Genomic DNA, 12,295 nt, shown 5'->3' with positions numbered 1-12,295 from the left:
GGGTCGGCAGTTTGCTTGGTGAGGTCGGCAGTTGGCATCGAGATCGGCACAGGCCTGGACCGATCTCGATGCCAACTGCCGACTTCGCAGGAGACTGCCGACCGCAGCCGGCCCCAAGAGCCGGGTCGCGGCGGAGCGGTCGAACCGCAGGGTGGGTTGTGACCTGCGGCGTCGAACCGCAAGTCGCCTGTCACCGACGTCGTCGAACCGCAAGGTAGTCATGATCGGTGTCGCCGAACCGGCAGCGGCCCGTCATCGGTGTCGCCGAACCGCAAGTCGCCTGTCATCGACGCCGTCGAACCGCAAAGTAGTCGTGACCCGCTCCGCCGAGGCGAAACCTGCTGGTCGATCCGTCCGGGGATCGACGATCAAGTTTCGGCTCGGCGGAGCGGGTCACGATCAACTTTCGGTTCGGCGGCGGGGGGACGACGTCGGACGAGCCCGTCGGGTCCGGTGACGGGTGTCCTGGCGCCTCGCCGGGTGTGTAGCCATGCCGCCGCCCCGACCGCCGCGACCACCTGGATCAGGCCGGCGACCACCAGGACCGGGCCGGCGCCGAACGCGCCGATCAGTGCGCCGCCCACCAGGAGCCCGGCCGAGGCGCCGCCGTTGTGCAGCACGGTCTCCGCGGTGAACGCCGTCCGACGCTCGGCGCCCGTGGTCCGGTCCACGATGAGCGCGTTGAGCGCCGCGATCCCGAACGGCATGGTGATGCCGCCCAGCGCGGACACCAGGCCGACCGCGAGCAGGTCGGGCGCGGCGACGGGCAGCACCAGGTACGCGACGCCGAACATCACCCACGACACCACGATCGCCGGGATGCGCGGCACCCGGTTCACCACGAGCGGTGCGACGAACGAAGCGCCAACCGTTGCGGCGCCGTAGCCCGCCATGCCCGCGGCGATCAGCTCGCCGGGCCGGCCGAGCTCGGCCCCGAGCAGGGCCAGGCCCAGCGCGAACCCGAACCACGTGATCCCGCCGACGCCCGCGAGGCCGAGACCGACGGCGAGGTCGGGGTGTGCGCGCAGCACGGAGCGGACGGACGGACTGGGCTCGGCATCACGGTCGGCATCGCGCCCGGCGTCGACCGCGCGCCTGCGATTTCTCGCGCCCCCGGTCTCGCCCGCTTGCCCGGCGTCAGTTCCATGGACGGCGTCGCCGGCCCGCTCGCCGTCGGCCCCCCGTCCGCCGTCCGCCCACTCGCCGTCGGCCCCAACGCCGTCCGCCCCCGGGACGCCGTCCGCCCGCACCGCCGGAACAGTGAGCATCGCCAACGCGCTCAGCGCGACCGCCCCCGCCTCCCACCACAGCAGCGGCTCCGCACCCCACGCGACCAGCAGCCACGCGCCGAGCGCCGGCGCGAAGATCATGGACACGCGGTGCGCGAGGTCCTGCCAGGCCAGCGCCCTTGGACCCACGCCGGGCGCGTTGCCGGGCAGCTCGGCCAGGTCCGCGGTCAGGGCGCGCTGCGCCGGCGCGAGCATGGCCGACGTCGCCCCCGTGACCAGGCCGGTCGCGCACAGCACCACCGCGCCCACGCCGACGGTGACCGCGGCGACCGGCACCAGCGTCAGCCCGAGCGCTTGGACGGCAAGCACCACCGCCAGCGCGCGTCCCGACGTCAGGCGCGAGCGGAGCCGCCGCCCCCACCACGCGGAGGTGAGCAGCGGCAGGCCGGCGAAGCCGCCGACGAGGCCCGTGGTCCAGGCGTCGCCCGTCTGGTCGAGCGCGACCAGCGGCAGCGCGACGGCGGTGATGCGCTGCCCGGTCCAGGTGACGAAGGTCGTGGCGGTCAGCGTGACGAGGTGAGGATGGCGCACGCCGTCATCCTGCGACCGTCGTGTGGCCGCCGGTAGACGGCGACCCGGCATGACGGAGCATAGGCTGAGGCTATGAGCTCATACCCCACGGTCGAGGACCTCCGCCTGGTCGACGCCGTCGCGCGGCACGGTTCGCTCGGGGCGGCGGCCCGCGAGCTGCTGGTGAGCCAGCCGTCGGCGAGCCAGCGGCTCGCCGCGCTGGAGCGGCGCGTGGGGGTCACGCTCTTCGACCGTGATACCACCGGCGCCCGGCCGACGGCGGCGGGGCGCGAGTTCTGCGACCAGGCCACGCACGTGCTCGACCACCTGGCGGCGATCGTCGAGCGCACCCTCTCGGCCGCGCAGTCGCGCACCGTCTCCGTCGGGGCGTTCCCGAGCATCGCGGGCACGCTGTTCGCGGCGCTCGACGTGCTGCTCGACGACGTCGTGGTGCAGCCGGTCGTGGACCACGGCCCCCGGCTGCTGGAGTGGGTCGAGCGCGGCACCCTTGACGCCGCGTTCACGGGCATCGCGACGCAGGTGCCGATCGCCCGCGGGCTGGTGGTCACCGAGGTGGGACGGCACGACCTGGTCACGCTCCTGCCCGACGGCGCCCCCGAGCCCGGCTCGGGCCGCCGTCCGTACGCGGGGCAGACCGTGGTCTACTGCGCGCTCGACCTCAGCGGCGACGCCCTGCACCGGCGGCTCACCGAACTCGGCGCGCACGCCCGGCCCTCGGCGACGGCGGAGGCGGCGGTCCGGACGGCGCGGGAGCGGCGCTGCGCCGTCGTCGTGCCCGACATGGTGGCGAGCTGGTACGCCGCGCCCGGCGACCGGACGGCGCCCGCGCCGACCCGCGGGCGGGTGACGCTGTCGATGGTGACGCGGAGCCCGGCGCCGGCGCTCCTGCTGGATGCCCTCCCGGGCCTGCGGGAGCGGCTCCGGACGGGCAACGTGCACGCCTGAGACGTTCTGACAGGACGTCGCATCCATGTCACGTCCCGTTCGTCCCCCTGCGGGCGTGCCGGACCTCCGGACAGTGGAAGGATGTCCGCATGCCCGCCAACGCCCCCCAGCCCGCGGCGCACGTCGCCGCGCCGTACGACGCCCTCCTGCTCTACTCCTTCGGTGGTCCGAACAAACCCGAGGACGTGGTGCCGTTCCTGCGCAACGTCACGGCGGGCAAGGGCATCCCGGACGAGCGGCTCGAGGAGGTGGGCGAGCACTACTACGGGTTCGGCGGCAAGAGCCCCATCAACGAGCAGAACCTCGCGCTCAAGGCCGCGCTCGAGGCCGAGCTCGCCGCGCGCGGCATCGACCTGCCCGTCGTGTGGGGCAACCGCAACTGGGAGCCGTACACCAACGACGCCGTCGACGAGCTGGAGAAGCTGGGTGCCCAGCGCGCCGTCGCGCTCGTGACCAGCGCCTACGCGTCGTACTCCGGCTGCCGCCAGTACCGCGAGGACCTCGCCGTCACGCTGGACAAGCGCGGGCAGCTCGGCCCCGACGGGTCCACAGGCGTGCAGTTCGACAAGATCCGCGCCTACTTCAACCACCCGGGCTTCGTGCAGGCCAACGTCGACGCCGTCGTCGAGGCGTACGCGGAGCTCGCAGCCAAGGGCGGCTCGGGGGCCGATGCGAAGCTGGTCTTCGTGACCCACTCGATCCCCGACACCATGGAGGCGGCGTCCGGCGTCGGGCACGCCACCTACTCCGAGCAGCACCTGGACGTCGCCGCGCTGGTCGCGGCCGCCGTCGGCGAGAAGCTGGGGCACGCGGTGGAGTGGGAGCTGGCGTACTGCTCGCGTTCCGGCCCGCCGAGCCAGCCGTGGCTGGAGCCCGACGTGAACGACCTGCTCACCGAGCGTGCCGCCGCCGGGCTGAAGAACGTCGTGATCTCTCCCATCGGCTTTGTGAGCGACCACATGGAGGTCGTCTACGACCTCGACACCGAGGCCCTGGCCACCGCGGCCGAGCTCGGCATGACGGCGGTGCGCGCCGGCACCGTGGGCACGCGGGCGCCGTTCGTGCAGGGCCTGGTGGACCTGGTCGTCGAGCGGGCCGGCCTCGCTCGTGGCGAGCAGGTCGACGAGGCCACCGTGGGCGCCCTGCCCGCGTTCCCGTCCGTCACCCCGCCCCTGTGCTGCCTGCGGCGGCACGAGGAGCCGAGCGGCATCCCGGCACTCTGCAGCGAGGACATGCACCGATGAGCAGCGAAGCACCCCGGGGCCACGTGCACGGGGACACCGGGCAGGAGATCGACACCACCGCCATCAACGAGGGCATCCGGTACACGATGTTCTCGGTCTTCTCCCTGACCGAGACGCTCCCGGCCGACGAGGGCGAGCGGAAGGCCGTCGTGGCCGAGGCCGAGACCGCCGTCGGCGGGGGTGCCGACCCGGCCGCGACCTCGGGCGACCTCGTCACCCGCGGGTGGTACGACGTCGGCGGCCTGCGCTCGGACGCCGACCTCATGCTCTGGACGCACGGCCCGTCGATCGAGGCGGTGCAGGGCGCCTACCAGCGGCTGCGCGCCTCGGAGCTGGGCCGCTCCCTGGAGCCGGTGTGGTCGGTCGCCGCGCTGCACCGCCCGGCCGAGTTCAACCGCGGGCACGTGCCCGCGTTCCTCGCAGGCGAGGCGCCGCGCGACTACCTGTGCGTCTACCCGTTCGTGCGGTCCTACGACTGGTACCTGCTGCCCGAGGACGAGCGCCGCACCATGCTGCGCGACCACGGCATGGCGGCAGCGGGCTACAAGGACGTGCGGGCCAACACCGTCTCGGCGTTCGCGCTCGGCGACTACGAGTGGATCCTCGCGTTCGAGGCCGACGAGCTGCACCGCATCGTCGACCTGATGCGCGACCTGCGCGCCACGGAGGCCCGCCGGCACGTGCGCGAGGAGGTCCCGTTCTTCACGGGCCCGCGCACGACCCTGACGGACTGGGCGGACCGCCAGCCCTTGAGCTGACCCCACGCCTGGTCAGGAGCGGGCAGGCAAGCGCGCCAGGAGGGTCGACGATCTCGCGTCCAGGGGCGACAGGCTCGGCGTGTGGTGGCGGTGCGCCCTGGTCGGAAGTGAATCCCCGAGAGAGTGCGTTGCTCCGCGTAGACAGTGTGTACACGGAGCAACACACCTTGAATTCGTAGAGCTCCTCCGAGAGAGACGATGACCGCACTCTCTCGCGGTGGCCGACCACTCCGGCAGGACGGCGCCCGACTACTCCGGCAGGCTGGCGGCCAGGGCGGTCGCACCCAGATCGTCGTCCGTGAGCACGGTCGGCGTCAGGCCTGCCGCTGTCAGGTGTCCGACGGCGGCGCTCACCTGGGCCTCGCCCGTCTCGATGAGCAGGTGGCCACCCGGGCGCAGCAGCGCGGGGGCCAGGTCGATCACGCGGCGCAGGATCGCCAGGCCGTCGTCGCCGCCGTCGAGCGCGGTATGCGGCTCGTGCTCGCGGGCCTCCGGCGGCATCATGCCGATCGCTGCGGTCGGCACGTACGGCGCGTTCGCGACGAGGACGTCGACGCGACCCCGCACCTCGGGAGGCAGCGGCTCGGCGAGGTCGCCCGTGTACGTGTGCGGGGTGAGCCGGCCCGTGGCCTCCGCGCTGTGCCCAGGTGTCACGGGGTCATGGTGCGGTGCGGCGGGATCGCGCTGCCGTGCGGTGGAGTCGTGGCGTGGTGTCGCGGCGTTGTGCTGCGGTGCGGCAGGGTCGTGCGGCCGTGCGGGAACGTCGGAGAAGTCCTCGGCCAGTGCCTTGAGGTTGTCGTGGGCGCAGGCCACGGCGGTGGGGTCGATGTCGGCGGCGTGCAGCTCGACGTCGTACCCCGTCGCGAGAAGCCGGGCCGCGACCGCCCCGCCGAGCGCTCCGCAGCCGCAGCACAGATCAACCAGGAGGACCCGGCCGGGCGAGGAGGCCCCGCGCGCGGCTGCTGTACCGAACACGTCTGCGGGCGCTGCCGCCGCGTTCGGCGTATCGGAGATGCCCGCCGCCCTGGGCGCCGCGCCGGTTGCCGCCCGGGCGGCCGCCTCTCGGACCAGCAGCTCCGACCGCCGCCGGGGTACGAACACCCCTGGCGTCACGGTCCAGCGGCGTCCGTCGAGCTCGGCCCAGCCGACGAGCTGCTCCAGCGGGAGCCCGCCGACGCGCGCCGTGACCAGTTCCTCGAGGCGGGCCGCGTCGCCGTCGGCGGCCTCGGTGAGAATCCGGGCCTCGTCCTCGGCGAAGACGCAGCCGGCGGCACGCAGGCGCGCGACGAGTTCATCCATCCCGCGAGCGTAAGCGGGAGCGTCCCGTACGGGCGCACGTTTTCCCGGGGGCCCGGACCGGACCCCGGGCGCCCGCAACTCCTGACGTCCGCAACTCCTGACGTCCGCAACTCCCGACGTCTGGAACTCTCGACGTCTGGAACTCCCGACGTCCGTAACTCTCGACGTCCGTAACTCCCGGCGGCCCACTCCGAGCAGGCCCACTCCGAGCAGGCCCACTCCGAGCGGGCCCACTCCGAGCGGGCCCACTCCGAGCGGGCCGTCGCCGCCCAGCACCGCTCGACCCGTCCCACCGCGTTGGTCCGCTTCGAGAATGTCTTTGGACACCAATTCAGCGTCGAATCGGTGCCCAAAGACATTCTCGAAGCGGACTCCGCCGCGCGCCGCGCGCCGCGGGCCGGGCACTGGCCGCACCGCGCGCCGCTCGGCGGCGGCCCCGGCCTGATCGGCGCCCGGCGCGGCCAGTGCCCGGCGGCGGCCCGGCCCGGCCAGCGCCCGGCCCGGCCAGCTCAGCGCGAAATCAGGGGTACAGCCCCCGGATCTGGTGCGCCTCCGCCACGCGCTTGACCCCGATGACCAGGGCGGCATCCCGCAGGGACAGACCCTCCCGCCGGGCCAGCGCCGACACCTCGGCGTACGCCGTGGTCATGCGGTGCTCCAGCTTGTCCGCGATCTCCTCCTCGGTCCACCAGTAGGTCTGGTTCGCCTGGACCCACTCGAAGTAGGACACGACCACGCCACCGGCGTTCGCGAGCACGTCCGGGACCACCGTGACGTCGTTCTTGGCGAGCAGCACGTCGCCGGCCGCCGTCGTGGGCCCGTTGGCGCCCTCGACCACCCAGCGGGCCTTGACGTCGCCCGCCGTGGTCTCGTCGAGCACACCCTCGATCGCGGCCGGGACCAGCACGTCGACGTCGAGCGCGAGCAGCTCGGTGTTGGACACCGGGTCGGCGTCCTCGAAGCCCACCACCGAGCCCGTGCGCCGCACGTGCTCCATGAGGCGGGGCACGTCGAGGCCGTCGTCGGCCCGGACGCCGCCGTACTGGTCGCTGACGGCGACCACGCGTGCGCCGCGCGCGGCGAAGATCTCCGCCGCGTGCGAGCCGACCTTGCCGAAGCCCTGGATGGCCACGGAGATGTCGCCGAGCTTGACGCCCGCCTCGGCGAGCGCGGCGCTCGTGACGTGCACGATGCCCGCCGACGTCGCGGTGCCGCGGCCCAGCGAGCCGCCGACGGCGAGCGGCTTACCCGTCACCACGGCAGGGATGGTGTAGCCGCGGTTGACCGAGTACGTGTCCATGACCCACGCCATCGTCTGGGCGTCGGTGCCCATGTCGGGGGCCATGATGTCGGTGTCGGGGCCGATCATCGGCATGATCTCCGACGTGTACCGCCGGGTCACCCGCTCCAGCTCGGACTGCGAGTAGCCGCGGGGGTCGATCGCGACGCCGCCCTTGGCGCCGCCGTACGGCAGGTTGACCACCGCACACTTCCAGGTCATCCACATGGCCAGCGCCCGCACCTCGTCGACGTCGACGGAGGGGTGGTAGCGCAGGCCGCCCTTGCCCGGGCCGAGGCTCACGTTGTGCTGCACGCGGAAGCCGTGGAACAGGACGGTCTCGCCCGAGTCGCGGCGGAGCGGCACCGCGACGTGGATCTCGCGCCGCGGCGTGGCCAGCATGCGGTGCAGGCCCTCGTCGTAGCCGAGGATCTCCGCGGCCGTGGCGAGCTGCGCGTGCGCGGTGGCGAGCGCGGAGCCCTCGGCGGGAGATTCCGACGGAGCGAAGGTGGGCGGTGAGGTGGTGGACGTCGTTGTCGTCGTCACGTGGGTCCTCCGTGGAGAACGGCGCCGGCCTCAGTCGGGCCGGACGCGGGTTGCGCGGCGCGGGGTTTGCGCCTCGTCATCAACCGTATCGCTTCGATGCGGGTGAATGCCCGACGGCGGTGTGTGCGACCGGAGAACTTCCGGTGAGCGGTGTCCGACGGCGGCCGGGCGGGCCTTTGTGCCCGCCCGGCCCGGCCCCCGCGACGGCGCCGCAGCGGACGGCGCCGCGGAGGCCGAGTTGCTCAGCGCTCGGTGAGCTTCCACGCGCCCGGGAGGAGGACGCCGGCCAGGGCTGCCTTGATCGCGTCGCCCACCAGGAACACGCCGGCGCCGGCGACCAGGGCCTCGCCCGGTGCCATGCCCGTGGTGACCGCGAGCCACGGCACGCCGACCGCGTAGATGATCGCGGTGCCCGCGGCGAACGCGAGGACGGTGCCGAGCACGCCGCGGTCGAGGCCGCGCCGGGCCAGCGCCCCCACGACGAAGCTCGCCACGACGAAGCCGACGACGTAACCGCCGGAGGCGCCGAAGACCACCTCGACGCCCGAGGCGCCGCCGGTGAAGACGGGCAGGCCCACCAGGCCGAGCGCCAGATACAGCGCCTGCGCGAGCGCGCCCCGCACCGGGCCGATGGCGGCGGCGCCGAGGAGCACGGCGAAGGTCTGGCCGGTGACCGGGACGGGCAGGCCGGGGATCGGGATGCGGAGCTGCGCCGCGAGGGCGGTGAGCGCGGCGACGCCCACGACGAGCGCGATGTCGCGCACGACGGCGCCCGGCAGCAGGTCGGCCAGCACGCGACGCGGGTTGGAGCGCGGGACCAGGGGGAACGCGATGGTCGTCATGACGTCGAGGTTAAGCGGCCGGGGTGCGCATCGTCGTGGTCCCGGCTCACCTGTGATCCGTTGCGTTCGTTGTCGGGATCGCGCAAGGAACGATTCGCGCCGGACGCCGGACGGTGGCTAACGCTCCTCGACATCGAGCATCCCCTCGAACATCTTGAAGTCGTCCCTGTTGCGCGTGACCAGGACGAGTTCGTGTGCCATCGCTGTGGCCGCGATCATGCGGTCGAAGCGGTTGGCCTTCGGGGTTCCGCTGCGCTGCCCGACACGGACGAGCAGTTCGTCGTACATCTCGTCACAGTCGTCGTCGAACGGGAGGCCCCGGCCGAGCGTCTTCTTGAGGGCTTGGATGCGGGCGGCGCGGCGCTTGTACTCCTGCAGCGACTTGACTTGGTGCGTCCCCAGCGTCAGTTCGTTCCATGTGAGCGAGCTGACGAAGAGGTTGTCGAAGTCGGCGAGGTCCGGTGTGGTCTCGTCGGAGGCCGCGATCGAGACGAGGATGTTCGTGTCCAGCAGCGCGTTCACTCGTCGCCCCATGGGTCTACCCACTCGGCGTCGAAGGCGGCACGGTCTGCCGCGACCTCGTCGGCCCAGGAGCTGTCCTCGAGCGGGGTTCGGTGGAGCGCTGCCATGACCGCCCGGCCGGAGACCGGCTGACGATCGACGGGCGGCACCAGCCGTGCGATCTCCTTGCGGTATCGCGTGACGACGTACGTCTCGCCGTGCTCGACGGCGTCGAGCACGGGCGTGGGGTTCTGCCGGAGCTCGGCAATGCTCACCGTGTTCATGTAGACGATGGTACAGATGTAGACACTTTTGTGCCGCTCGAACAGCGCGGCCGGCTAGCTCCGCGACTGCTGCTTGGCCCCGATGTACGAGAGCAGGCCCTCGATGATGCGCGCGAGCCCGAACTCCATCTCCCGCGCGGGGTCGGTGGCCGCCTGGTAGGCCTCGCCCGCCGCGGCGCCGACCCGTCCGGCCAGCGGGTACTCGCGCCCGGCCATCACCACGCCGAGCTCGTCGGCGTTCGCCGCCCACCACTCGGCCTGGGTCAGCCCCGACGCGCGCTCCTCCTGCCGCATGCGCTGCTGCGCCTGCACCACGCTCGTGGCGAAGCCGACCAGCAGGGCGACGGTCTGGTCCATCTCGATGTCGTCGAGGCCGACGCCCTCGATCCCGGAGAGCTGCCACTCGTAGCGGTCGGACGCGCCGGGCCCCACCCAGGCCCGCAGCCCTGAGATCTCGAGCAGCCACGGGTGCGCCTGGCAGTCCTCGTACTGGACCCGGGCGATCAGGGCCATGCGGTCGGCCAGGTCGTCCGGCATCTCGGGCAGCTTCCGGCGGCCGAGCACCCGGTCCAGCATCAGCGCGAGGAGCTCGTCCCGGCCGGGCACGTAGGTGTACAGGCTCATGGCGCCGAGCCCGAGGTCGGTGGCGAGCAGGCGCATGGAGAGGCCGGCCAGGCCGTCGCGGTCGGCGATTCGGATCGCCGCGTCGACGACGTCGTCCACGCTCAGGCGCTGCTTGCGGCCGCGCCGGGGCCCGGAGGGCTCGCCGACGTCGGCGCGCCACAGGAGGCGCAGGACGGGGTCCGGGTGGTCCGACATGGCTTCACCGTAACTTTTTCGTACGGTGTACGGAATAGATGCTACGCTGATCGAGTTCTTATCCGTACACCGTACGAAAAAGGAGCCCCACCGTGCCCGTCCCACCCCTGGTCGCCCGCGGACTGCGCAAGCGGTACGGCGACACCCGTGCGCTCGACGGGTTCGACCTCGAGGTCGAACCCGGTTCCGTCCACGCGCTGCTCGGCCCCAACGGCGCGGGCAAGAGCACCGCCGTCAACACCTTCGCCACCCTCACCCGCTGCGACGACGGCGAGGTGCGCGTCGCCGGCCACGACGTGCGCCGCGAGCCCGCTGCGGTTCGTGCCGCCGTCGGGCTGGTGGGCCAGCACGCCGCGCTCGACGAGATCCTGTTCGGCAGCGAGAACCTCGTGATGTTCGGCCGGCTGCACGGCCTGTCGAAGGCGGCGGCGCGCGAGCGGGCCGCCGAGCTGCTCGACACCTTCGGCCTGCGTGACGCCGCCGACCGCAAGGTGTCCACCTACTCCGGCGGGATGCGGCGCCGGCTGGACATCGCCGCGGGCCTCATCCGCCGTCCGGCGCTGCTGTTCCTCGACGAGCCCACCACCGGGCTGGACCCGCGCGCCCGCAACGAGGTCTGGCAGACCGTGCGCCAGATCGTGGACGCCGGGACCACCGTGCTGCTCACCACGCAGTACCTCGACGAGGCGGACCAGCTCGCCGACCGGATCACGGTGATGAACACCGGCCGCGTGGTGGCCGAGGGCACCGCCCAGCAGCTCAAGCGGCGTCTCGGCGGCGACCGGGTGCTCGTCACGGCGCCGGCGCACGCCGACCTGGACCGGCTGGCCACCGTGCTCGGCGGCGCGGCGGACCCGGAGCTCCGGCAGGTCACCGTCGAGGCGGGGCCCGACGGCGGGGCCGCGGCGCTGACCGCCGTCGTCCGGGCGCTGGACGCCGCGGGCCTGGTGGTCGACGACATCCTGCTGCGCCGGCCGACCCTCGACGAGGTGTTCCTGCACCTCACGGGCGCCGACGGCGGCGCGGACACGGCCGGAGCGACGGTCGCTGAGCCGGCCGCCGAGGCCCCGACCACCCCGTCCGCCGAGACCCCACGACCCGAAGGAGCCCACCGATGAACGCCGTCGCCGCCACCCTGCGCCAGAGCTGGGTGATCACCCTGCGCGACCTCAAGCACTGGCAGCGTGAACCCTGGGGCCCGGTCTTCGGGATCGCGTTCTCCGTGATGCTCGTGCTGATGTTCGGCTTCCTCCTGGGCGGGGCGATCGGCCTGCCCGGGGGCGGGGACTACCTGCCGTACCTGCTGCCGGGCATCTTCGCGCTCTCGATGATGTTCGGCATCGAGGCCACGATGAGCGCCATCGCCAACGACTCGAAGAAGGGCGTCACCGACCGGTTCCGGTCGCTGCCGATCAGCGGGGCGGCGGTGCCGCTCGGCCGGGCGGGGGCCGACCTGATGAACTCGGCCGTCGAGCTGGCCGTGCTCATGGTCGGCGGCCTGCTCATCGGGTGGCGGGCGTCGGGCAGCGTCGGCGCCACCGTGCTCGCCGTCGTGCTGCTGCTGTGGCTGCGGTTCGCGATGCTGGTGGTCGGGGTGTTCCTCGGGCTCGCGTTCCGCGGCGAGGGCGGCGTGACGGCGGTGCAGGTGCTGGTGTGGCCCATCGGGTTCCTGTCCAACGTACTGGTCGCCCCGGAGACCATGCCCGCATGGCTGGGCGCGGTGGCCCAGTGGAACCCGATCTCCGCGACGGCGGCCGCGTGCCGCGAGCTGTTCGGCAACCCGACCGGGATCACCGGCGGCGTCCTGGCCGACCACGCCGTGCTGCTCGCGGTGCTGTGGCCGGCCGTGCTGACGCTGGTGTTCGTGCCGCTGACCGCGCGCGCCTACCGGGGGCTGTCCCGCTGACGCCCGGGCGGCGCCCGCACCCGGCGCTGCCTGCGCGGCGGCGCCGGGTGCG

Annotated in this window: 12 protein-coding genes; 5 read left to right on the top strand and 7 right to left on the bottom strand. The window is 73.2% G+C overall.

Annotated elements, in window-relative coordinates:
• Positions 1-368: 368 nt before the first annotated feature.
• On the bottom strand, positions 369-1,820 hold the full coding sequence (locus AC0QU1_RS22500; protein WP_483572585.1) for an MFS transporter: 1,452 nt from the start codon (positions 1,818-1,820) through the stop codon (positions 369-371).
• Between the two features lie 72 nt (positions 1,821-1,892).
• Here AC0QU1_RS22500 and AC0QU1_RS22495 point away from each other — a divergent pair, with 72 nt between their 5' ends.
• The 3 genes from AC0QU1_RS22495 to hemQ all read left to right on the top strand — a co-directional run bounded on the left by AC0QU1_RS22495 (position 1,893) and on the right by hemQ (position 4,767).
• Entirely contained in the window at positions 1,893-2,765 is an 873-nt protein-coding gene (locus tag AC0QU1_RS22495) for a LysR family transcriptional regulator (RefSeq protein ID WP_483572583.1), read from the top strand.
• A gap of 89 nt (positions 2,766-2,854) precedes the next feature.
• The gene (locus tag AC0QU1_RS22490) at positions 2,855-4,009 is read left to right on the top strand and encodes a ferrochelatase (RefSeq protein WP_483572581.1); all 1,155 of its coding nucleotides are present in this window, start codon (positions 2,855-2,857) and stop codon (positions 4,007-4,009) included.
• Positions 4,006-4,767, top strand: a complete 762-nt coding sequence (gene hemQ, locus AC0QU1_RS22485) for a hydrogen peroxide-dependent heme synthase (RefSeq protein WP_483572580.1) — start codon at positions 4,006-4,008, stop codon at positions 4,765-4,767. Before AC0QU1_RS22490 ends, hemQ begins: the two co-directional genes overlap by 4 nt.
• A 249-nt stretch (positions 4,768-5,016) precedes the next feature.
• Here hemQ and AC0QU1_RS22480 read toward each other — a convergent pair whose 3' ends face one another.
• From AC0QU1_RS22480 to AC0QU1_RS22455, 6 genes are all read right to left on the bottom strand, one after another.
• Complete coding sequence (locus AC0QU1_RS22480) at positions 5,017-6,066, bottom strand: class I SAM-dependent methyltransferase (RefSeq protein WP_483572579.1); 1,050 nt, start codon at positions 6,064-6,066, stop codon at positions 5,017-5,019.
• Positions 6,067-6,586: 520 nt separating this feature from the next.
• Positions 6,587-7,891 carry a Glu/Leu/Phe/Val family dehydrogenase gene (locus AC0QU1_RS22475; protein WP_483572578.1) on the bottom strand — a complete coding sequence of 435 codons (1,305 nt, stop codon included), beginning with the start codon at positions 7,889-7,891 and terminating at the stop codon, positions 6,587-6,589.
• A gap of 242 nt (positions 7,892-8,133) precedes the next feature.
• A complete protein-coding gene (locus tag AC0QU1_RS22470; protein ID WP_483572577.1) occupies positions 8,134-8,733 on the bottom strand; it encodes a biotin transporter BioY in 600 nt (199 codons plus the stop codon).
• Positions 8,734-8,850: 117 nt separating this feature from the next.
• Positions 8,851-9,255: a PIN domain-containing protein gene (locus tag AC0QU1_RS22465; RefSeq protein WP_483572575.1), complete on the bottom strand. Its 405-nt coding sequence runs from the start codon at positions 9,253-9,255 to the stop codon at positions 8,851-8,853.
• On the bottom strand, positions 9,252-9,518 hold the full coding sequence (locus AC0QU1_RS22460; protein ID WP_483572574.1) for a type II toxin-antitoxin system Phd/YefM family antitoxin: 267 nt from the start codon (positions 9,516-9,518) through the stop codon (positions 9,252-9,254). The genes AC0QU1_RS22465 and AC0QU1_RS22460 overlap by 4 nt, the downstream gene beginning before the upstream one ends.
• A 54-nt stretch (positions 9,519-9,572) precedes the next feature.
• Positions 9,573-10,337 (bottom strand): TetR/AcrR family transcriptional regulator, encoded by a 765-nt coding sequence (locus AC0QU1_RS22455; RefSeq protein WP_483572573.1) that lies wholly within the window; start codon positions 10,335-10,337, stop codon positions 9,573-9,575.
• Positions 10,338-10,429: 92 nt separating this feature from the next.
• On the opposite strand from AC0QU1_RS22455, the gene AC0QU1_RS22450 reads away from it, so the two are divergent.
• Together AC0QU1_RS22450 and AC0QU1_RS22445 are read left to right on the top strand one after the other, a co-directional pair.
• Entirely contained in the window at positions 10,430-11,455 is a 1,026-nt protein-coding gene (locus AC0QU1_RS22450) for an ATP-binding cassette domain-containing protein (RefSeq protein ID WP_483572571.1), read from the top strand.
• Positions 11,452-12,243: an ABC transporter permease gene (locus AC0QU1_RS22445; protein ID WP_483572570.1), complete on the top strand. Its 792-nt coding sequence runs from the start codon at positions 11,452-11,454 to the stop codon at positions 12,241-12,243. Before AC0QU1_RS22450 ends, AC0QU1_RS22445 begins: the two co-directional genes overlap by 4 nt.
• Positions 12,244-12,295 lie beyond the last annotated feature (52 nt).

Source organism: Promicromonospora noduliphila, assembly GCF_056951025.1.
Note: the sequence above shows the minus strand (reverse complement) of the source record. Positions and strands in the feature narration are given on the sequence as shown.